We start from the raw sequence: 21927 nt of genomic DNA, 5'->3' as shown, positions 1-21927 counted from the left end.
GGAGTCGCTTCATGTTCACCCTGATTCTGCTGATTGTGGCCATCATCGGCCTGTTGACGGTCATGCGCCGCGAGGCGGGCGCCCTGCCCGCCCTGGCGGTGCTCGTCGTGACCGGCCTGGCCAGCCTGTTCCTCGCCTCGACCGTGCTGGGTACCTTGTTGCTGCTCGGTGCCGCCGGCGTGGCCGCCGCCGGCTTGCCGGCCCTGCGCGGCAAGTGGCTGACCCCGCGCCTGTTCACCCTGTTCAAGAAGGTCTCGCCCAAGGTCTCCGAGACCGAGCGTATCGCCCTCGAGGCCGGCAGCGTGGCCTGGGACGGCGAGCTCTTCACCGGCAAGCCCGACTGGCAGGCACTGCTCGACTACGCCGACGAAGGGCTGAGCGAGGAAGAACAGGCGTTTCTCGACAACCAGTGCTCGGTGGCCGCCGGCATGTGTAACGCCTGGGATATCGCCAAGGAGCGGGCCGACCTGCCCCAGGAACTCTGGGACCACCTCAAGCAGGAGCGCTATTTCGGGATGATCATCCCGAAGGAATACGGCGGGCTCGGCTTCTCGGCCAAGGCCCAGTCTCTGGTGCTGCAGAAACTCTCGATCAACGAGACGCTGATGGTCACCGTTGGCGTCCCCAACTCCCTGGGGCCGGGCGAGCTGCTGCTCAAGTACGGTACCGACGAGCAGAAGAATCACTACCTGCCCCGCCTGGCCGACGGCCGCGAGATTCCCTGCTTCGGTCTGACCGGCCCCCGCGCCGGCAGTGATGCCACTTCGCTGCCCGACACCGGCGTGGTGTGCAAGCAGATGGTCGACGGCAAGGAAGTGCTCGGCCTGCGCCTCAACTTCGAGAAGCGCTGGATCACCCTGGCGCCCATCGCCAGCGTGGTGGGTCTGGCCTTCCGCCTCTTCGACCCGGAGCACCTGCTCGGCGATGAGGAAGACCGCGGCATCACCCTGGCGCTGATTCCCCGCGATACCGACGGCATGGAGATCGGCCGTCGCCACCATCCCATCGGCAGCCCCTTCCTGAATGGCCCGATCCGCGGCAAGGATGTCTTCGTGCCCCTGGATACCATCATCGGCGGCGAGACGATGATCGGCCAGGGCTGGCGCATGCTGGTGGAGTGCCTCTCGGTGGGTCGCTGCATCACCCTGCCCTCCGGCGCCACCGGCACCGCGCGCTACGCCATCGGCTGGAGCGGCGGCTTTGCCCGCATCCGTCGTCAGTTCAACGTGCCCGTGGCCGAGATGGAAGGCGTGCAGGAGCCGCTGGCCCGCATGACGGCCCTGGGCTATATCGCCCAGGCCGCGGTCTACCAGACCGCCAACACCATCGATCGCGGCGAGAAGCCGGCGGTACCATCGGCGATCCTCAAGAGCCAGCTCACCGAATTCCAGCGGATGGTTCTCGGCGATGCCATGGATATCCACGGCGGCAAGGCGGTGACCCTGGGTCCGCGCAACTACCTGGGCATCGGCTACAGCGCCAACCCGGTGGCGATCACCGTGGAAGGCGCCAATATCATGACCCGCAATCTGATGATCTTCGGCCAGGGCGCCATCCGCTGCCATCCTTATGTCCTCGAGGAGCTGGCCGCCAAGGACGCCGACGATATTCAGGCCTTCGATCGCGCCTTCTTCGGTCATGCCGGGCTGATCTTCGGCAACGCCGCCCGCGCCTTCACCCAGGGGCTGGGTATCGGCAAGTCGGCGGTCCCCTTCGATGACGAGGCCGCCGGCTATGCCCAGGAGATCGCCCGCCTCTCCGCCGGCTTCGGCCTGTGCGCCGACGCCGCCATGGCGAGCCTCGGCGCCACCCTCAAGCTGCGCGAGATGCTCTCCGCACGGCTGGGGGACGTACTCGCCAACCTCTACCTCGCCTCCATGGTGATCAAGCAGTGGCACGAGGGTGACCGGGTCGACGATGAAAAGGCCCTGCTCCACTACAGCTGTCAGCTGCTGCTGGGCCGCGCCGAACAGGCCCTGGACGGGCTGTTCGACAACCTGCCCAACCGCGCCCTCGCCGTGGTGCTGCGCCGGGTGGTGATGCCGCGGGGCAAGCGCTTCAAGCATCCCCACGACGACCTGACCCGCCGCATCGCCCAGGCGGTGTCCCGCGACAGCGCCCTGCGCACGAAGCTGCTGGCCAATACCTGGAGCGCCGACGACGGCAGCGAAACCAACTTCCTGGCCCGCTACAACAGCCTGCTGGCGACCCAGGAGCGCGCCGAGGCGCTCTACCGCACGCTCAACAAGGCCTATGCCAAGGGTGAGCTCGCCGCCGAGGCGCTGCACCCCGAGCAGCGAGTGGAAGCCGGCCTGGAGCAGGGCGTGATCTCACAAGAGGACGCCGCCTTCATGCGCGAGCGGGAGGCCCAGGTGCTGGAGCTGCTGACCGTGGACGACTTCGAATACGACGCCTTCGTGACCGACAAGTCCAAGGTCCTGCGTCATAACGCCGCCTGACGCTTATCTTCCCCCTTCCTCCCAAGCGAGAAGGGACTGTCCCCGGCAGTGGCGACGAGCATCAACACTGATCTGATGGCTCCGCCGGGGACAGTCCCTGAGGCCTCCCCACGAATGAAGGGACAGGCACTTACCCCGACAAGGGCCAGACCAGCAGGATCAAGGGCACGGATACCGAAAGCGTCAGCAGCGAGAGTGGCAGGCCCAGCCGCCAGTAGTCGCCGAAGCGGTAGCCGCCGGGCCCCATCACCAGGGTGTTGGACTGGTGGCCGATGGGCGTCAGGAAGGCGCTTGAGGCGCTGACCGCTACCACCATCAGGAAGGGATCCACCGAGGCATCGAAGCCCGACGCCAGGCTGGCGGCGATCGGTGCCATCAACAGCGCCGCGGCGGCGTTGTTGATGATATTGGAGAGGATCATGGAGAGCAGGAAGAGCACCGACAGCGTGACGATCACCGGCCAGTCGCTGCCCCAGGCAAGCATCGCCTCGGCGATCAGCGTTGCCCCGCCGCTGGTCTCCAGCGCCTCGCCCACCGGGATCATCGCCCCCAGCAGCACGATCACCGGCCCGTCGATGGCCTGATAGCCCTCACGCAGCGGCAACACGCCGACCAGCAGCGACGCCAGGGCCGCCGTGGAGAGCGCCACCGCCGCCGGCAGCAGATCCAGCAGCATGGCCAGGATGGCGGCGGCGAAGATGGCGATGGATACCAGCAGCATGCGCGGCTGGCCCAGGGACAGGTTACGACTTGCCAGCGGCAGGCATCCCAGCGTCGACAGGCTCTCGGCAAGCTCGCCCTCATCCCCCTGCAGCAACAGCACGTCACCCGGGCGAAAGCGGATCTCGTGCAGGCGCTGCCTGAGACGCCCGCCATCCCGGGCAACGGCGACCAGGTGCAGGCCGAACTGATTCTGCAGCCGTAGTTGGGCCACCGTGCGATTGATCATCCTGGAGTCGTTACGCACCACCGCCTCGACCAGCTGTAGTCCCTCGGTATCGACTCCCTTGCGCTCCCTGTCGGACTTTCCGTCAGCCTTCCCGTCGGCTTCTGCCGCGGCATGCCTCGGTTGCGGCTCGCCTTCGCTGAGCGCCGTGGCGTCTTGCTCTTCGACACTTTCCCGTTCCTCCGCGGCCTCCTTGCCCAGGCGCAGCCCCGCCTTGTCCTCCAACAGCTTCATCTCCTCGGGGCCCGCCTCCACCAGCAGGATGTCGCCCTCCTTCAACACGCCGAAGAAGGCATGACCCGCGTGACGCTTTTCATCGCGCACCACCGCCAGTACCGGCACCGCCTCATCCAGGCTCTGCTGCAGCTCTCTCAGGGTCAGGCCCCTGGCCTCGGCGTCGTCACCGACCCGCAGCTCGACGAGATAGTTGGCAGTGTCGAACATGGCCTCCGTGGAGGCCTTGCCGGCACGTTGAGGCACCAGCCGCCAGCCAAGCAGCACGATAAAGGCGAGCCCCGCCAGAGCCACCGCCACGCCGATCGGCGAGAAGGAAAACATGTCGAAGCTCTCGCCGGTCACGCTGCCACGATAGCTGGCGATAATGATATTGGGAGGCGTGCCGATGAGGGTGGTCAATCCCCCCAGCAGGGAGCCGAATGCCAGGGGCATCAACAGCAGCGAGGGGGAAATATCGTGCTCGCGGGCCATGTGCATGGCAACGGGCAGCAGCAGCGCCAGGGCTCCCACGTTGTTCATGATGCCCGAGAGCACCACCACCGTACCCACCAGTACCAGCAGCTGGAGGAAGAGCCGCTCTCCTACCTTGAGGACCTGCCGGGAAATCAGGTCCACCACACCGGAGTACTCGAATCCTCGGCTGAGCACCAGCACCGCCGCGACGGTAATCACCGCCGGATGGCCGAAGCCCCGGAAGGCCTGGTCGCCGGGGACCAGGCCCAGCACCACCGAGCCAAGCAGGGCGGCCATCGCCACCAGGTCATAGCGAAAGCGACCCCAGACGAAGGCCGCCAGGGTCGCGCCGAGGACGAGGAAGACCAGGGTGCTGTCGGCCATCGTTTCACCTCCCTGTGAGATCGGATGGTCCCAGCATCGCCAGGCAGGCCCCAGGCGACAAGTGTTATTTCGCCATCTTCTCCAGCATGGCGTTGACTGCCTCAAGGTGTTCCGGCTCGTTGTGGCACATGCCCTGAAACACCGCACAAAGGTCGAGGAAGTCCTTGAGCTCGGTACGCTGCCCCATCTTCATCAACCGCTTGGTCAGCCGGGTCGCCTTGGGCGGCTGAGCGGCAATGCGCCCCGCCAGCTCCCCGACACGCTCCATCAGGGCCTCGGGCTCGGTAACCTCGAGCACGATGCCATATTCCCTGGCTTCCTCGGCATCGATGACCCGGCCCGACAGCGTCAGTTCGAAGGCACGCTGGTAGCCGATCAGGCGCTGCATGAACCAGGCGCCGCCATCCCCGGGGATGATGCCGAGATTCAGGAAGGTCTCGCCGAACTTGGCCCGGGCCGAGGCTATTCGAATATCGGCCATATTCGCCAGGTCGAAGCCGGCACCGATGGCCGGGCCGTTGACCGCGGCGATGATCGGCACTTCCACCTCGGCAAGCGCCAGCGGAATGCGCTGGATACCGCGACGATAGCGCGCCGACACCTCGGCCACATCGCCGGCAAAATCGCCGCCGCGACTGGCCATGTCCTTGACGTTACCGCCGGCGGAGAAGGCGCTTCCCGCCCCGGTCATTACCAGCACCGAGACGTCATCGCAGGCATTGACCCACTCCGCCACGGCGAGGATGTCATCGACCAGGGCCGTGCCGGTCAGGGCATTGCGTACATCGTGACGATCGAAGGTAAGGGTCGCCACCCGCCCTTCCAGGGTCAGGTCGGCATCGGTCAGGTGGGGTCGAGAATTCGACTGGCTCATGACAGGGCTTCCTTGTCGCGACGGAGTTCAGGAACGGATTCACGCTCGACGATAACCCGGGCATCGACCACCGCATAGCCCTCGGCATTGACGATCACCGGGTTCAGGTCGAGTTCGGCAAGATCGGGGTAGGCCTCGACGATACGCGACACCTTCAGCAGCAGATCAACCAGGGCGGCCTTGTCCACCGCCTTCTCGCCGCGTACCCCACCGAGAATCTTCCTGGCCTTGATCTGCTCGACCATGGATTCGGCGTCATGCGGCGATAGTGGAATCGAACGGAAGGCGACATCCTCGAGGATCTCGACAAAGACGCCCCCCAGGCCGAACATCAGTACCGGCCCGAAGATGGGGTCACGGATCACCCCCAGAATCACCTCGACACCCTTCTGTGCCATGGGGGTGACCAGCACGCCCTCGATCTCGGCCGCGGCGTCATGGTCGCGACAGGCGCCAAGGATCCCCCGGTACGCCTCGCGCATGGCCGACTCGCCCGCTACGTCGAGCCGGACCCCGCCGGCATCGGACTTGTGCAGGATATCCTTGGACACCACCTTCATGGCCAGGGGCGTCTCGCCGCTATCTCCTGCAAGCCGGCTCGCCGCCTCCGCCAACTCGGCCTCGTCGCGCACCACCAGTTCCAGCGGTACCTCGATGCCATGATCACGCAACAGCCGTTTGGCTTCGTATTCGAAGAGGTCCCGCCCTTCGGCCTTGGCCTGGCGGAAGATGGCGTTGATCTCGGGCAGCGGCGCCACACTGCCCAGGCGGCTCTCGCCATGGTACTGGGCCAGGTACTGTCCCCTCTCGCCCAGTGCCGAGAGCACCCGCACCGCATTCTCGATGGAGGCATAGACCGGCAGACCCGCTTCGTGCAGGCGGCGCAGCGCCGGCGGCTTGACCGGAGCATAGAGGCTGTAGATCACCAGCGGCTTCTCCGTAGCATTGGAAAGATCCACCATCGCTTCGGCGCCGCGCATCTCGTCGCCCAGCAGCGACTCGGCGAAACGCAGGCTATAACCGCCGAACATGCCCACCAGAAAGACACTGTCGACACCGTCATCGGCGGCAAGGATCTCCATGCAGGTCGCCAACAACGACGGCTCGGCATCGGTGGAGCCTGCCACATCGACGGGGTTGACGGTAGAGGCCTGGGGGAAGAGCACCCCGCGCAGCTTCGCCCGAGTCGCCTCGGAGAGCTCAGCGAGCGTGAGGCCCGCTTCGGTCAGGCGATCGGAGGCGATGGTCGCCTGGCCGCCACCATCGGCAATCACCGCGACACGCTTGCCTCGCGCCTTCTGCAGCAGCCCCAGCCCTTCGGCCACGGGCAGGATCTCGTCGGACTGATGCACTACGCTGACACCGGACTGCTTGAGCAGGTCCACGGTCATGGCATAGCTGCCTGCCAGCGCACCGGTGTGCGAGCTGGCCGCCTTCTGGCCCGCCTCGGTAGAGCCCGACTTGTAGACCACCACCGGCTTCATGGCGGTGACCTCGCGGGCCACATCCAGGAAGCGGCGACCATCACGAAAGCCCTCGACATAGAGGGTGGCCACCCGGGTGTGATGATCCTCACCGAGGTAGCGCAGGTAATCGTTGAAGCCTATATCGCTCTGGTTGCCGGGACCGATATAGGTGGAGAAGCCTACCTGGCCGTTATGTTGCGCCTCCAGCGCCAGCGACAGCAGCATGTTCCCGGACTGAGAGACGATGCCGACATCGCCGGGCCTCACGTTGTCCAGAGCCAACAGGTTGATTCGATGATGAAGATTGAAGATACCCGAGGTATTCGGACCGATCAGGCGAATACCGTGGGCGCGGGCCTTCTCCAGCATCTCGCGCTCGAGGCAAGCTCCCTCATCGCCGATCTCGCTGAAGCCGCTGGCCAGGATCACCGCCCCCTTGATGCCTCGGCGACCGCACTCGGCGACCAGCCCGGGCACCGTCGGCGCCGGAGTGCATATCAGCGCCAGCTCGGGGTTGCCGGGAATCTCGGTCACGCTGGACCATGCCTTGACCCCGAGGACCATGTCGGCCCTGGGGTTGACCGGATAGATATCACCGGGATACCCCTCCTTGATCAACCCGACCATGGCCTTGTAGCCACGCTTGGTGGGATCGGCGGAGGCCCCCACCACGGCGATTCCGCCGGGGGCCAGGATATCGTGCAGTGGGCTGCGGGTCGGGAGATGTCCTTCGATGGGGTTCATTAGGGATGACCTTGGTCTCTAGAGTCGCTGGGTGGCAGCGCAGGGGTGTCGCGAAAGCGGGGATGGTGGCCCGGGTGCTGCCGGGCCTGTCGGCGGGGCATGACGACGCTATTCACCCTGAAAGCGCGGGGTGCGCTTCTCGGCAAAGGCATCGACGCCTTCCTGCCAGTCGCGGGTCGTGCCGACGAACATCATGCCCTCCAGCTCGGCGGTCAGGCAGGCATCCAGGGTGCGCTCCCCCGACATGGTGAGCTGCTCCTTGGCCAGCTGCATGGAAAACGGCGCCTTGCCGGCGATCTGTTTCGCAAACGCCAGGGCGGCGTCGAAAAAGCCTTCCTGGGGATAGTGGCGATTGGCCAGGCCGATGCGCACCGCTTCGGGCCCATCGATACGCTCACCCAGGAAGACCAGTTCACGGGCCTTGGCGAGGCCGACCAGACGCGGCAGCAGCCAGGTGACGCCACCACCCAGGAAGTTGCCAATGGACACCTCGGGCAGGCCGAACTGGGCTGTATCGGCCATCAGCATGAAATCGGCGGCCAGGGCGATCTCGGCACCGGCGCCCAGGGCATAGCCGTTGACCGCGGCGATCACCGGGGTGTTCATCTGCAAGAGGCGCTTGCAGACAATCTGCTCGCCCTGCAGGTACTGGCGGCGATCGAAGGCGGTGCGCCCGGCCTTGTGTTCCTTTAAATCGGCGCCGACACAGAAGGCGCGCCCTTCACCGGTGACCACGACCACCCGCACCTCGGGGTCTTGCTCGGCGACGGTCAGGGCGGCGTTGAACTCGTCATAGAAGGCCTGAGTGACGGCATTGAGGCGATGAGGTCGATTGAGACGAATTTCCTGAACGTGTCCATGACGGCGAGTGATCAGGGTCTCGTAACGGGACGAGGGGATAGCAGCTTGGCTCATGAAGTCGTTGCCTCTCCGAGGCGATGAGATTCGATAACGGCGCGTTGGCATTACTGATCATGGAAACAAGCGTGTCACTGACAAAAAAAAATCAGCACGTTTGTTTTGTCACCATCCTAGCCAAGGCCCCCCTCGAGGTCAACACGATCGTTTTACCCAAAACAACAAAGAGAAACGATTGTTTCGCACCCACCCCGAACACATCGGTTACAATGTCTGACCCACGTACTGCCCTTCAGGAGACCGCCGTGCTGGACAACGATCGCCGAGACGACGCCCCTCTGGAGACAGGTCCAAACCGCTTGGATGCGGTCAACAAGCGACTCGCCGAGGCCTACCCGGAGCTCAGCCCTCAGCTCAAGCTGGCCGCCGGCTACGTGCTGGAACATCCGGTGGAGGTCGCCTTCCAGTCGATCCGCAAATCGGCTTCGGCGGCAAGAATCACCGCCTCGTCACTGGTACGCCTGGCCAAGCGCCTGGGCTTCGATAGCTACGAGCAGTTTCGCGAGGTATTTCAGTCGGCGGTGCAGGCCGGACCGGTGGAACTCTCCGGCCGAGCCAGCCAGCTACGCAACATGGCCAGCCAGACCGACGATCAGATCTTTCTGGATGTGGGGGATGCCGCCTTTGACAATATCGGACGGCTGTTCACTGCGGACAATCAGGTACGGGTGCGCGAGGCCGCCCGGCTGTTGCTGGGGGCCGACAGGATCCCCGTGGTAGGGTTTCGCGACGCCTTCGCCTGCGCCTACCACTTTGCCTACGTGGGGCGTATCGCCATGCCGAATATCCAGCTGATACGCGGTCAGGAAGGCGGCTTGCTCACGGAGCTTGCCCCCTTCGGCGAAGGCGATGTGGTGGTGGTATTCGGCTTCGAACCCTACTGCGCCGAGACCATGCGTGCCCTGGAAATCACCCGGGCGGCGGGCGTCAACGCCATCGTCATCACCGATACCCTGCGTTCTCCCCTGGTGCCGGGCGCGGCGATCACCTTCCCGGTGGCCAACGCCACCCCCCACTTCTTCCCGTCGATCCTCTCCGCCATCACTCTGGTGGAGACGCTGCTGGCCGAGTGCGTGGCCTTCGGCCCCGATGAGCTGGTAGGCAACGTGGCGAACTTCGAGTCGCGAATGCGCCGGATGGGCGCCTATGCGGAGAGCGGCTGACCCCGGGTCAGGGAAGCAGGATGGTGGAACCGGTGGTCTGGCGACCTTGCAGGGCATCCTGTGCCTTGCCGGCCTCGGCCAGCGGATAACGCTGGGCGATATCGACCTTGACCTTGCCGCTTTCCAGCATGTCGAACAGCTCGGCGGCCATCACCTCGAGGCGCTCGCGAGTATCGGCATAGCCGTTGAGGCTGGGACGAGTGGTGAACAGCGAGCCTTTCTGATTGAGGATACCGAGGTTGACACCTTCCACGGCTCCCGAGGCATTGCCGAAACTGACCATCAGCGAGCGTGGCTTGAGGCAGTCCAGTGATGTTTCCCAGGTGTTCTTGCCCACCGAGTCATAGACCACATCACACATGGCCCCATCGGTCAGCTCACGGACCCGCTCGACCACGTTCTCCCGCGTATAGTCGATGGTCGCCCAGGCACCGTTCTGCCTGGCGAGGGCCGCCTTCTCGGGCGAACTCACCGTACCGATCAGCTTCACGCCCAGCGCCCGGGCCCACTGGCAGGCGATGGACCCCACGCCGCCTGCGGCGGCATGCCAGAGCACGGTCTCTCCGGCTTCCAGGCGGTGGGTCTGACGCATCAGGTACTGCACGGTCAGGCCCTTCAGCATGCTGGCCGCAGCAGCTTCAAAGTCGATGCCGTCGGGCAGCACCACTACCTTATCGGCGGGCAGGGTGTGAAGTTCACCATAGGCACCCAGGGGGCCCTGGGCGTAGGCGACACGATCGCCTGCCTTGAGATGGGTCACCCCCTCGCCTACCGCGTCGACCACGCCGGCCGCCTCGGTTCCCAGACCAGTGGGTAGCGCGGGTGCCGGATAGAGGCCGGTGCGAAAGTAGATATCGATAAAGTTGAGGCCGACGGCACGGTTGGCGACCCTCACCTCTCCGGGACCGGGGTCCACCGGGGCGACATCGGTCAACTCGAGGACATCGGAGTCGCCGGTGCAGGACAACTGAATACGCTTGGCCATGGGGGAGTTCCTTATGCTGCCTGCTGAATGAACTCATCAGTCAAGCGTCATACACCGACACGGTCAAGCCATCTCCACGTGCCGCCGGACACGCCCCGCGCTACCGAGCCGTCAAGCCATCGGCGATAGCCCTGTACTCAGAGCGTGGCGGGAAAGGCTTCCAGGCCACGGATAAAGCGCGCCTTGTAGTCATCGAACTGTTGTTGGTCCTGCTTGAAGGACTGAATCACCGAGGCTTCGTCGAAGGTCAGCGCCCGTGGAAGCTCCGCAAGGGTGGTAGCCGGATGCTTCGGGCCCAGGCCGATGCGAACCCCGGCCTTGCCGTCCAGCCAGCGTGAGACACCCGCCTCGGTGAAGCGTGCCTCCTGTTCGGCATCCAGGACATCAACCCGCAAGGGAGCCTTGAGCGCCAGCTCGGCGACCAGGCGCTCGGCCGGCCGTACCACACTTTCCTGATCCAGCTCGGCCAGCAGCGTCACGGTCATGCTGCTGCCCAGCTCATCGAGCACCAGCAGGGCCAGCGCAACCGGGCGAGAGTGGTCATCCACCAGTGCCAGCACCCTGGCCGCTTCCTGCTTGAACAGTACCCCCAGGGTCCCGGCGAAGATGGCCAACGGCCGAAGCCCCGCCTCATGGCCGTAGGCCTCGGCACACAGTCGGGCCAGGCAGGCCTCGCGCTGGCTATGATCCTTGATATTCACGACTCTCATATGACTCTCCTGACACTGACGCCCTGGCACCGACGGCGGCGCGTTAGCTGCGTCGAAAATCGCGAAGCCTACCATATCCGGTAGAGTATGAATGTCGATACGCTGACCAGGACGATGGCCGATGCCCCACCCCGATATCACGCTCCCCCGCCTGATGGCCCACCGCGGCCTCTCCTCCCGGGCCCCGGAGAACACGCTTGCCGCCGTGCGCGCCGCCCACGACGCCGGCTGTTCCTGGGTCGAGCTGGACGTTCAGTTATTGGGCGATGGCACTCCGGTGATCTGGCATGATGCCGGGATACGGCGTTGCTCGGATGGTCGAGGCCGGCTAGCCGACCTGAGCCTGCCCGCCGCGCGGCGGCTGGATGTCGGCGCCTGGTTTTCCGATACCTTTCGTGGTGAATGCATCGCCACCCTGGACGAGATGCTACGGCTGGTTGTCGAACTCGACATGGGCCTTAACCTGGAGCTCAAGGTCAATCGCGGACGCAGTGCCGCGGCACTGGTCGAGGCGGCGGTCCCGGCCACCCTCGAGGCCCTTGCTCCGCAACGGCTGATCGTCTCCTCCTTCAATGACGAGGCCCTGAGCCACACACGCCAGCTGGCCTCTCCATCGCGGCTGGCGCTGGGTGTGCTCTTCGAGGGAATCGGTCGCGGCTGGCAGAATCGCTGCGCCGGGCTCACGCCCTACAGCATCCATGCCGACTGGCGTCGCCTGAACCGCCGCGGGGCCAGGGCCGTCAAGGAGAATGGTTACGCCCTGCTCTGCTATACCCCCAACGACCCCACCGCCTTCGCCCATCGATGGCAGTGGGGTGTCGATACGGCGATAAGCGACGACCCGGGCCGTTTTCAGGGCTTTTTGGATGAGGGGTGAAAGCCCTAGAAGGAAGACCCCGGTTGTGCCAGAAACGCGAGCTCCTCGGGCGTGGAGTCTCGGCCGAGGATGGCGTTGCGGTGCGGATAGCGGCCGAAGCGCCGAATAATGTCGCGGTGGCGTCGCTCGAAGGGCAGGCTCTTCTCCAGGCCCTCCTGGCTGAAGAGACGCAATGCCTGTTCATGAATCACCCCCGACTCGCTGTGCATGAAGGGCATGTAGAGAAAGGCCCGCCGCGTCGGCGCCAGGCGTCGGTCATCGCCACCGGCCACCGCCTCCTGGGCAAGCACCAGTGCCATGGGGTCGGCGGCAAAGGCCATGGGGGTATCACGGTGAATATTGCGCGAGAACTGGTCGAGCACGATGATCTCGCCCAGGCGCCCGGCGGGGGTCTCGCGCCAGCCCCACAACTCGCCACGGCAGGCAGCCGCCAGGCAGGGCCCGAAACGCTCGGCGATATCGGCATCCAGGCGCGGGTCCTTGCGAAACCAATGGGCCGGCCCGAGCTCATCGAACCAGAATGTCAGCACCTCATCGGGGGGCGTCGTCATGTATTATCCTTAGTCGCTGCGCTGCCTCCAGGGCAGCTCTCCTGATACCATCCCCGGCGTGACACCACAAGCGAGGAGCGTTATCGCATGAACCCCGACCCCCTTTGGTCGATGATTACCTACCTGTGCAATATTATCGGCATGCTGGTCTGCCTCGGCGGCCTCAGTCTGGCCCACTATGGCCGCCACCTCTGGCCGGGACGGATCATCGCCGGAGCCGGATTCCTGCTGGCCGCCTCCCCGACCCTCTACGGCCTGATCGCCGGCTGACGGAGTCTCCCATGCGCCAGCCCTTTACCCGTGAGCTCCAGGACCTGCTCGAACGGGGCCGCGACCGCCAGCTTCGCCTAGCCGTTACCGGCCTGTCCCGCGCCGGCAAGACCGCCTTTCTTACCTCCCTGGTCAACCAGCTGCGCCATGCCGGCCTGGAGGCGCGCCTGGATCTGCTGCCCGCCGCCAGGGAGGGGCGCCTGCTGGGGGCCCGGCGCGTGAACCAGCAGGACCTGGGGGTGCCCCGCTTTCCCTACGACCAGGCCATGGCGGCCCTTTCCGCTGCGCCGCCACGCTGGCCAGAGCCCACCCACGGCATCAGCGAGCTGCGCCTGACCATTCGCTACCGCCCGGCACGCCGTGGCCTGCTGGGAGGCGACTCCCGCCAGCTGACCCTGGACCTCTTCGATTACCCGGGCGAGTGGTTGCTCGACCTGCCGCTACTGGGGCTCGACTACCCTGGCTGGTGCGCGCGCCAGCTCACCCTGGAAGGCCGGCAGCGCTCGACCCACTTTGCGGCCTGGCACGACGCCGTCGCCGGACTCGACCTCGCCGCCGACGCCAACGAGGCGCAGCTGGCCGAGATCAGTGAACACTTCGCCGCGGGGCTTCGCAGCGCCCGGGAGGCGGGCTTCGCCGACCTGCAGCCCGGACGCTTCCTGCTTCCCGGCGAGCTCTCCGGCGCCCCGGTACTGCAGTTCTTCCCGCTACCCGGGGTAGGCGAGACGGATCCCGAACGGCTGGCCAACCTGCCCGAGTCGAGCAACTACGCCACCCTGGCGCGGCGCTTCCGCTATTATCAGCAGCATGTGGTGCGCCCCTTCTACCGCGACCATTTTCGGCGCTTCGACCGCCAGATCGTGCTGGTCGACCTGCTGGGGGCGTTGAATGCCGGCCCCGAGCGCTTCCAGGACCTCTCCCGGGCACTCGCCAACCTGATGCAGAGTTTCGATTACGGCCAGCGCAGCCTGCTCTCGCGGCTGTTTGCCCCGCGTATCGACCGCCTGGCCATCGCCGCCACCAAGGCCGACCATGTCACCCCCGAGCAGCACCCCCACCTGGTATCCCTGCTCGAGGCGCTGCTCGCCGAGCCGCTCAAGGACCTGCGCTTCGCCGATGTCCCCGTGCGTGCCCTGTCGCTGGCGGCGATCCGTGCCAGCGAGTCACGCGAGGTCGACACCCAGGGGCGTCACACCCCGGCACTGCGCGGCACCCGCCTGGACGGCGAACCCCTGCTGATATATCCCGGTGAGGTGCCCAAGCGCCTCCCCGACGACGCCTTCTGGGCCCGCCAGGGCTTCGATTTCCCGGCCTTCCGCCCACTGCCCATGGCCCACGGCGCCCTGCCCCATATCCGCATGGATGCGGCCCTCGACTGGCTGATCGGAGACAAACTGACGTGAGTACACCGCGTGACCCTCTCCCCGGTCGGCGCTTTGCCCCCGACGCGCCGGCCGCCTCGTCGACGGTGACGGATCCCCGCCCGCCCGAAGCCTTCGCCCACGACCTGCCGAGCCAGGCGCTGGCGCCTCGGGATGCGCCGCCCGAGCCGGCGCTGGAGGCCAGCCTGGGACGCCCGCGCAAACGACGCTGGGGGTTACTCGTGCTGCTCGGCGCCACCCTGGGACTCGGGGCCGTGGAGGCCGGCACCACCCTTTATGCGGCGAGCCTGGGGGGCAACTGGCTAGACGGCGCCTGGAGCCTGTTGCTGCTGCTCGCCTTGACGCTTGGCGGCTCGGCGCTGGGCCGAGAGCTGTGGCGCCTGCGCCGACTGCGTCGCCATGACCGGCTACGCAAGCGCCTGAGCGAGCTCCCCAGCGCCTCCCGCCGCGAGGCCGACGCCACCGCCGACGCCCTGCGCCGGGCCCTGGGGCTGGATACCGACCATCCGCACTGGCAGGCCTTCCTGGCCGCGAGACAGTCCCACCATGGGGCGGCCGAACTCTATCCCCTCCTCGACCACCATCTGCTGGCCCCGCGGGACCGGGCGGCACGCCGCCTGGTATCACGCATGTCCGGCGAGACCGCGGTCATGGTGGCGGTCAGCCCGCTCACCCTGGTGGATATGGCGCTGGTGGCCTGGCGCAGCCTGGCAATGGTCGACCGCCTGTGCCGCCTGTATGGGCTGGAGCTTGGCTATGCCGCGCGGCTGCGCCTGCTGCGCGAGGTGCTCCACCAGATGGCCTTCGCCGGCGCCACCGAAATGGCCGGCGACGCCGGAATGGAAATGCTCTCGATGAACCTCGCCGGGCGTCTCTCCACACGGGCCGCCCAGGGGCTGGGTATCGGCCTGACCAGCGCTCGACTGGGGCTGCGCACCCAGCGCCTGACTCGCCCACTGCCCTTCGACGAAGGCCAGGCGCCGCGCCTGGCGAGCCTGCGCCGGGAGCTATGGCAACAGCTGCGTCGCCTGGAGGCGGATGGCGAGCGCCGACAGGCTTGATACAGATCAAGCTTGTTTCCGCCGAGCATCATGGAGCATGACCCCGGCGGGGAAAGTGGGTAGGCTCAAAGGATACCCAGATCGATCATCACTCCCAGCCCGCAAGGAGTCTCTCCATGTATACCTCCATCCTGGTTCCCATCGATGGTTCAGAACACGCACAGAAGGCGCTCACCGTGGCCTGCCAGCTGGCTAGCCAGGACGGCAGCACCCTGCACCTCGTGCATATCCCCGAGGAGCTTTCCCACGAGACCACTCTGGTATGGGGCGTCGGCGCCATCGCCATCGAGGCCTCTCGCGAAGAGCGCGAAGAGGCCGGCAAACAGGTGGCCAGCCGCGCCGCCGAGGCGGCTCGCGAACAGGGTGCCACCCGGGTCGAAACCGTGATCGCCCAGGGCGATCCGGCTCGCGCCATCCTCTCCGAGTCGCGCAAGCGTGGCGTCGATGCCATCGTCATGGGCAGTCGTGGCTTAAGCGATCTCAAGGGCTTCGTGGTCGGCAGCGTGTCCCACAAGGTGGCGCATACCGCCGAGTGCACGGTGATCACGGTCCGCTGACCCCGACGTCTACCCGCCTCTCCCACCGGTGCCCGACGGCGCCGGCAGGCGCTTCGAAGCGCTCTTTCCGACCGCGCCGCCCATTCACGACACGCCCGCATGTCGCGTTTGGCGCGGCGCCCGGGAATCCGTATAGTGACCAGCCTATCCCCGCCACACGTTCGTGATCATGCTGCAAAACAACGCCATGCTTGCCCAGCTCAAGCAACAGATTCGCTCTACCACCCCTCGTGTCGAGGGCGTGATCAAGGCCACCGACAAGGGCTTCGGCTTCCTCGAGACCGACGAAGGCGACTCCTATTTTGTCCCCCCTCCCGCCATGAAGCAGGTACTGCATGGCGACCGCGTGGCAGCCGTGCTTCATGAGGAGGGAGAGAAGAAGAGCGTTGAACCCGACACCCTGATCGAGCAGGGGCTGGACCGCTTTATCGCCCGGGTCCAGAAACGCGATGGCCGCCTGGCCGTGGTGGCCGACCATCCCTCCATCAAGAACATCTTCAAGGCACGCATCAAGCGCAGCCTCGATGAGAACACGATCGATGATGGCGACTGGGTGGTGGCACGCCTGGTGCGCCACCCCATGAAGACCGACGACCGCGGTTTCTTCACCCAGATCGATGAACTGGTGGCCAAGGCCGACAACCCGGCCGTGCCATGGCGCGTGACCCTCGCCCGCCATGCCCTGGAGCAGGAATGCCCGGATGCCGGCGACGACTGGCCGCTGCGTGACGAGAGCCTCGAGCGCGAGGACCTGACCGCCGAGCCGTTCTTTACCATCGACGGGGAAAAGACCCGCGACATGGACGATGCCCTGCGCATCGTGACTCGGTCGGACGGCGGCTGGGACCTAAGCGTGGCCATTGCCGACCCCACCGCCTACATCGAAGAGGGCCACGCCGCCGACCTCGAGGCACGCACCCGCGCCTTCACCGTCTACCTCCCGGGGCAGAACGTCACCATGCTGCCCGAGCAGCTGGCCGACGATCTCTGCTCGCTGTGGGCAGACCAGGAGCGTCCCGTGCTGGCGTGCACGCTCACCGTGCATGCCGACGGCAGCCTGGGCGACTATCGCTTCTTTGCCGCCACCGCGATGTCCCATGCCCGACTGGCCTATGATCGGGTTTCCGACTGGCTGGAAGGCCAGGGCGACTGGGCGCCGACAGACAGCATCGGCGAGCAGCTCAAGGCACTACGCGACCTCACCGAGGCGCGCAGCGCCTGGCGCGCCGAGCATGCCCTGGTGTTCAAGGATCGCCCCGACTTCGTCTTCGATCTCGACAGCGCCGGCAACGTGCTGGAGATCCGCACCGAGGAGCGGCGCATCGCCAACCGCATGATCGAGGAATCGATGATCGTCGCCAACGCCTGCTGTGCCGACCTGCTGGCAGCGCATGTGGGCCACGGCATCTTCAACGTGCATCGCGCCTTCGAGGAAGACAAGGCCGATGCCGCCCAGGAATTCCTGGCCAGCCAGTCCATCGAGGTCGAGCGTGAGGCGCTGACCCAGCTGCCGCGCTACAAGGAACTCAAGCGCGAGCTGGAAGGCCGCGATGACGCCTGGCTCGATGCCCGCCTGCGCCGCTTCCAGGGCTTTACCAGCATGTCCGCAAGACCCGGACCCCACTTCGGCCTGGGGCTTCCGGCCTACGCCACCTGGACCTCGCCGATCCGCAAGTACGGCGACATGGTCAATCATCGACTGATCAAGCGGGTCCTCAAGGGCGAGCAGGCGCCGGCGGAGGCGAGCCTCGAGCTCACCGAGCAGCTCACGGAGCGGCGGCGCCTCAATCGCATGGCCGAACGCGACGTCAAGGACTGGCTCTATGTGCGCTACCTGACCCCCGCGGCCGAGTCCCAGGAGACCTTCGACGCCGAGATCATCCAGATCAACCGCGGCGGCATGCGTGTGCGCCTGACGGCCAATGGGGCCACCGCCTTCGTTCCTGCGCCGATGATGCACAGCGAGCGCAACAAGGTCGCCATCGACGACAAGGAAGGGCGTATCCAGATCGAAAGCGAGGAGCGCTACAAGCTCGGCGACTCCGTGCGCGTGGCACTGGTCGAGGCCCGCGAGGAGACTCGCTCGCTGGTGGCACGCCCGGCCAGCTGAGTCGGCCGCCAGGCGGCATTCGACATCTCATCAGGGCGGCCCACGGGCCGCCCTTCTTGTGATCACCCGTTCAAGGACGGGGCCCCACGAGACAGAAAGGGCGCCCCTTGGGGCGCCCTTGCGTCTGACTCTACGCGAGTCGTGCTCGGCTTACCAGCCGGTCACTGCCTTCAGCGCGTCGCCGATCTCGGCCAGGGAGCGCACGGTCTTCACACCCGCGTCTTCCAGGGCGGCGAACTTCTCGTCCGCGGTTCCCGTGCCACCGGAGATGATGGCACCGGCGTGGCCCATGCGCTTGCCGGGAGGCGCGGTAACGCCGGCGATATAGGAGACCACCGGCTTGGAGACGTTGGCCTTGATGTAGGCGGCGGCCTCTTCCTCGGCGGTACCGCCGATTTCGCCGATCATCACGATCGCCTCGGTGGCCGGATCCTTCTCGAACATCTCGAGGATGTCGATGAAGTTGGAACCCGGGATCGGGTCACCGCCGATACCCACACAGGTGGACTGACCGAAGCCATGGTCCGTGGTCTGCTTGACCGCCTCGTAGGTCAGGGTGCCGGAGCGCGACACGATGCCCACACGACCGGGCTTGTGGATATGGCCCGGCATGATGCCGATCTTGGTCTCGCCGGGAGTGATCACGCCCGGGCAGTTGGGCCCGATGAGGCGCACACCCAGCTCGTCACACTTGACCTTGACGTCGAGCATGTCGAGGGTCGGGATGCCCTCGGTGATGCACACGATCAGCTTGATGCCGGCGTTGGCGGCCTCGAGGATGGAATCCTTGCAGAACGGGGCCGGCACGTAGATCACGCTGGCTTCGGCGCCGGTCGTCTCCACGGCTTCCTTGACGGTGTTGAACACCGGCAGGCCCAGATGCTCCTGGCCACCCTTGCCCGGGGTCACGCCGCCGACCATCTGGGTACCGTACGCAATGGCCTGCTCGGAGTGGAAGGTCCCCTGGCCACCGGTGAAGCCCTGGCAGATGACCTTGGTGCTCTTGTCGATCAGGATGCTCATTACTTGCCCTCCGCTGCCTTGACTACCTGTTGAGCCGCATCGGTGAGGCTCTCGGCAGCGATAATGTTGAGTCCGCTGGATGCCAGCTTCTCGGCGCCCAGTTCGGCATTGGTGCCTTCCAGGCGCACCACGACCGGTACGTTGACACCGACCTGTTCGACGGCACCGATGATGCCCTCGGCGATCATGTCACAACGCACGATGCCGCCGAAGATGTTGACCAGCACGGCCTTGACGTTGTCGTCGGAGAGGATCAGCTTGAAGGCCTCGGCCACGCGCTCCTTGGTGGCGCCGCCGCCGACATCCAGGAAGTTGGCCGGCTTGCCGCCGTGCAGGTTGACGATATCCATGGTGCCCATGGCCAGGCCGGCGCCGTTGACCATGCAGCCGATATTGCCATCCAGGGCCACGTAGTTGAGCTCCCACGCCGCCGCTTCGGCCTCGCGCTCATCTTCCTGGGAAGGATCGCGCATGGCCTGCAGGTCCGGGTGGCGATAGAGGGCATTGCCGTCCAGGCCCATCTTGGCGTCGAGGCAGTGCAGGTTGCCTTCGTCGGTGATCACCAGCGGGTTGATCTCGAGCAGCGCCAGATCCTTGTCGTGGAACAGCTTGGAGAGGCCCAGGAAGATCTTGGTGAACTGCTTGACCTGGTCGCCCTTGAGGCCCAGTGCGAAGGCCAGCTCACGCGCCTGGTAGGGCTGTGCGCCCACCAGCGGATCGATCTCGGCCTTGAGAATCTTCTCGGGCGTCTCCTCGGCGACCTTCTCGATCTCGACACCGCCTTCGGTGGAGGCCATGAAGACCACGCGACGGGTGCCACGATCGACCACGGCACCCAGATAGAGCTCATCGGCGATATCGGTGCAGGTCTCGACCAGGATCTTGGCGACCGGCTGACCATTGGCGTCGGTCTGGAAGGTCACCAGGTTCTTGCCCAGCCACTGCTCGGCGAAGGTCTTGGCCTCCTCCGCACTCTTGACCAGCTTGACGCCACCGGCCTTGCCGCGACCGCCGGCATGTACCTGGGCCTTGACGACCCACATCTCGCCGCCGATCTTCTTGCAGGCTTCCGCGGCTTCCTCGGGGGTGTCCACGGCGAAGCCCTTGGACACCGGCAGACCATAGTCTGCAAACAGCTGTTTGCCTTGATACTCGTGAAGGTTCATCGATTCATGCCATTGGTTGCATGTGACTCGAACGGCGCCCCGCCTCGACCTCGCGGGACAGACACAAGGGACGCCACCGTCCCCCTCCGATGCATGGCCGGAGGGGGGCACGCCGCCCGCAGGGCGACGCTTGTTGTCCTTACTTCTTCTTCTTGCGGTTAGCCATATGGATGGCATGGCCTTCCACGGCCAGCGCGGCTTCATGCACCGCTTCCGACATGGTCGGGTGGGCATAGCAGGTCAGCGCCAGATCCTCGGCACTGGAGCCGAACTCCAGGGCGATCACGCCCTGGGCGATCATCTCGCCGGCATGCTGGCCGACGATATGCAGGCCCAGTACCCGGTCGGTCTCGGCATCGGCGATGATCTTGGCCTGACCCTCGGTGGCGTTATTGGCCATGGCACGACCGCTGGCGGCAAACGGGAAGGTGCCCGTCTTCACCTCGATGCCCTTGGCCTTGGCATCCTGCTCGGTCATGCCGACCCAGGCGACCTCGGGGAAGGTATAGATGACGCTGGGGATGGCATCGTAGTTCATCTCGGCCTTGTGACCGGCGATGATGTCGGCCGCCATGATACCCTCTTCCGATGCCTTGTGGGCCAGCATCGGGCCGCGGACACAGTCACCGATGGCGTAGACGCTCGGCACGCTGGTGCGACACTGGTCGTCGACCTGGATGAAGCCGCGCTCGTCGGTTTCCACCCCGACCCCGTCGCCCACCACGCCCTGGGTATAGGGCTTGCGGCCGACGCAGACGATCAGCTTGTCGAAGGTCATTTCATGGTCGTTGTCGCCGTCGCTGTACTTGACGGTGACCTCGCCATCCTTGACCTCCGAGCCGGTGACGCGGGCGCCCAGCTTGATATCCAGCCCCTGCTTCTTGAGCAGCTTCTGGGTCTCCTTGGCGATGGCACCATCGACCATCGGCAGGAAGCTGTCCATGGCCTCGAGCACGGTGACCTCGGCGCCCAGACGGCTCCAGACGCTGCCCAGCTCAAGGCCGATCACGCCGGCGCCGATCACGCCCAGACGCTTGGGTGTCTCGGTAAACTCCAGGGCACCGGCGGAATCGACGATAATGTCATCGGTCAGCGGCGTGGGCGGAATCTCCACCGGCACGGAGCCGGCGGCGATGATGATGCTGTCGGCCTCGTAAGTGGAGGCCTTGCCATTCTGGTCGGTCACCTCGACCTGCTGGCTGCCGGTCACCTTGCCGGTCCCCTCGATGCCGGTCACGCCGTTGGCCTTGAACAGGCCGGCGATGCCCCCGGTGAGGTTCTTAACGATCTTGTCCTTGCGGGCGATCATCTTCTTGACGTCCACCTGAACGTCGCCGGCCTGGATGCCCATGTCGTCGAAGTCATGCTTGGCCTCGACGAACTTGTGGGAGGCCTCGAGCAGCGCCTTGGACGGGATGCAGCCCACATTGAGGCAGGTGCCACCGAAGACGACCTTGCCTTCCTTGCTGATCCACTTCTCGACACAGGCCGTCTTGAGGCCCATCTGAGCGGCACGAATGGCGGCCACGTAGCCACCGGGGCCCGCACCGATCACGATCACATCAAACTTGTCGGCCATATCGGCTCCTGT

Annotated in this window: 18 protein-coding genes; 8 read left to right on the top strand and 10 right to left on the bottom strand. The window is 65.8% G+C overall.

Annotated elements, in window-relative coordinates; translation table 11 throughout:
- Positions 1 to 11 precede the first annotated feature (11 nt).
- Positions 12 to 2459, top strand: coding sequence for an acyl-CoA dehydrogenase (locus Q358_RS0114985; protein WP_027962718.1), 2448 nt, complete (start codon positions 12 to 14; stop codon positions 2457 to 2459).
- Positions 2460 to 2589: 130 nt separating this feature from the next.
- On the opposite strand, the gene Q358_RS0114980 is transcribed toward Q358_RS0114985, so the two are convergent.
- The 4 genes from Q358_RS0114980 to Q358_RS0114965 all read right to left on the bottom strand — a co-directional run bounded on the left by Q358_RS0114980 (position 2590) and on the right by Q358_RS0114965 (position 8478).
- On the bottom strand, positions 2590 to 4479 hold the full coding sequence (locus tag Q358_RS0114980) for an SLC13 family permease (protein ID WP_027962717.1): 1890 nt from the start codon (positions 4477 to 4479) through the stop codon (positions 2590 to 2592).
- 64 nt (positions 4480 to 4543) lie between these two features.
- A complete protein-coding gene (locus Q358_RS0114975; protein ID WP_027962716.1) occupies positions 4544 to 5353 on the bottom strand; it encodes an enoyl-CoA hydratase-related protein in 810 nt (269 codons plus the stop codon).
- A complete protein-coding gene (locus Q358_RS0114970) occupies positions 5350 to 7563 on the bottom strand; it encodes an acetate--CoA ligase family protein (RefSeq protein WP_027962715.1) in 2214 nt (737 codons plus the stop codon). The genes Q358_RS0114975 and Q358_RS0114970 overlap by 4 nt, the downstream gene beginning before the upstream one ends.
- 108 nt (positions 7564 to 7671) lie before the next feature.
- A complete protein-coding gene (locus Q358_RS0114965) occupies positions 7672 to 8478 on the bottom strand; it encodes an enoyl-CoA hydratase/isomerase family protein (RefSeq protein ID WP_027962714.1) in 807 nt (268 codons plus the stop codon).
- Positions 8479 to 8726: 248 nt separating this feature from the next.
- Here Q358_RS0114965 and Q358_RS0114960 point away from each other — a divergent pair, with 248 nt between their 5' ends.
- A complete protein-coding gene (locus tag Q358_RS0114960; protein ID WP_051530441.1) occupies positions 8727 to 9644 on the top strand; it encodes a MurR/RpiR family transcriptional regulator in 918 nt (305 codons plus the stop codon).
- 7 nt (positions 9645 to 9651) lie between these two features.
- Here Q358_RS0114960 and Q358_RS0114955 read toward each other — a convergent pair whose 3' ends face one another.
- Positions 9652 to 10629, bottom strand: coding sequence for an NADPH:quinone reductase (locus tag Q358_RS0114955; RefSeq protein ID WP_027962712.1), 978 nt, complete (start codon positions 10627 to 10629; stop codon positions 9652 to 9654).
- Positions 10630 to 10766: 137 nt separating this feature from the next.
- A complete protein-coding gene (locus Q358_RS0114950) occupies positions 10767 to 11339 on the bottom strand; it encodes a hypothetical protein (protein ID WP_027962711.1) in 573 nt (190 codons plus the stop codon).
- 121 nt (positions 11340 to 11460) lie between these two features.
- Between Q358_RS0114950 and Q358_RS0114945 the strand changes: the two genes are divergently transcribed.
- On the top strand, positions 11461 to 12216 hold the full coding sequence (locus Q358_RS0114945) for a glycerophosphodiester phosphodiesterase family protein (RefSeq protein ID WP_027962710.1): 756 nt from the start codon (positions 11461 to 11463) through the stop codon (positions 12214 to 12216).
- A 5-nt stretch (positions 12217 to 12221) separates the two neighbouring features.
- On the opposite strand, the gene Q358_RS0114940 is transcribed toward Q358_RS0114945, so the two are convergent.
- Positions 12222 to 12767 (bottom strand): DUF924 family protein, encoded by a 546-nt coding sequence (locus Q358_RS0114940; protein WP_027962709.1) that lies wholly within the window; start codon positions 12765 to 12767, stop codon positions 12222 to 12224.
- 87 nt (positions 12768 to 12854) lie between these two features.
- Here Q358_RS0114940 and Q358_RS0114935 point away from each other — a divergent pair, with 87 nt between their 5' ends.
- From Q358_RS0114935 to Q358_RS0114915, 5 genes are all read left to right on the top strand, one after another.
- Entirely contained in the window at positions 12855 to 13037 is a 183-nt protein-coding gene (locus tag Q358_RS0114935) for a hypothetical protein (RefSeq protein WP_027962708.1), read from the top strand.
- An 11-nt stretch (positions 13038 to 13048) separates the two neighbouring features.
- The gene (locus tag Q358_RS0114930; RefSeq protein WP_027962707.1) at positions 13049 to 14440 is read left to right on the top strand and encodes a YcjX family GTP-binding protein; all 1392 of its coding nucleotides are present in this window, start codon (positions 13049 to 13051) and stop codon (positions 14438 to 14440) included.
- On the top strand, positions 14437 to 15480 hold the full coding sequence (locus Q358_RS0114925; protein ID WP_027962706.1) for a TIGR01620 family protein: 1044 nt from the start codon (positions 14437 to 14439) through the stop codon (positions 15478 to 15480). The genes Q358_RS0114930 and Q358_RS0114925 overlap by 4 nt, the downstream gene beginning before the upstream one ends.
- Positions 15481 to 15596: 116 nt before the next feature.
- On the top strand, positions 15597 to 16037 hold the full coding sequence (locus Q358_RS0114920; RefSeq protein WP_027962705.1) for a universal stress protein: 441 nt from the start codon (positions 15597 to 15599) through the stop codon (positions 16035 to 16037).
- A gap of 169 nt (positions 16038 to 16206) precedes the next feature.
- The gene (locus Q358_RS0114915) at positions 16207 to 18147 is read left to right on the top strand and encodes an exoribonuclease II (protein ID WP_027962704.1); all 1941 of its coding nucleotides are present in this window, start codon (positions 16207 to 16209) and stop codon (positions 18145 to 18147) included.
- Positions 18148 to 18297: 150 nt separating this feature from the next.
- Here Q358_RS0114915 and sucD read toward each other — a convergent pair whose 3' ends face one another.
- The 3 genes from sucD to lpdA all read right to left on the bottom strand — a co-directional run bounded on the left by sucD (position 18298) and on the right by lpdA (position 21915).
- Entirely contained in the window at positions 18298 to 19170 is an 873-nt protein-coding gene (gene sucD / locus Q358_RS0114910) for a succinate--CoA ligase subunit alpha (protein WP_027962703.1), read from the bottom strand.
- Positions 19170 to 20336 carry an ADP-forming succinate--CoA ligase subunit beta gene (gene sucC, locus Q358_RS0114905; protein WP_027962702.1) on the bottom strand — a complete coding sequence of 389 codons (1167 nt, stop codon included), beginning with the start codon at positions 20334 to 20336 and terminating at the stop codon, positions 19170 to 19172. Before sucC ends, sucD begins: the two co-directional genes overlap by 1 nt.
- A 139-nt stretch (positions 20337 to 20475) precedes the next feature.
- Entirely contained in the window at positions 20476 to 21915 is a 1440-nt protein-coding gene (gene lpdA, locus Q358_RS0114900) for a dihydrolipoyl dehydrogenase (protein ID WP_027962701.1), read from the bottom strand.
- Positions 21916 to 21927: the final 12 nt, after the last annotated feature.

This window comes from Halomonas halodenitrificans DSM 735 (genome assembly GCF_000620045.1).
GTDB classification, from domain to species: domain Bacteria; phylum Pseudomonadota; class Gammaproteobacteria; order Pseudomonadales; family Halomonadaceae; genus Halomonas; species Halomonas halodenitrificans.
The sequence above is the reverse complement of the archived record's forward strand: the minus strand, read 5'-3'. Positions and strand labels throughout refer to the sequence as shown.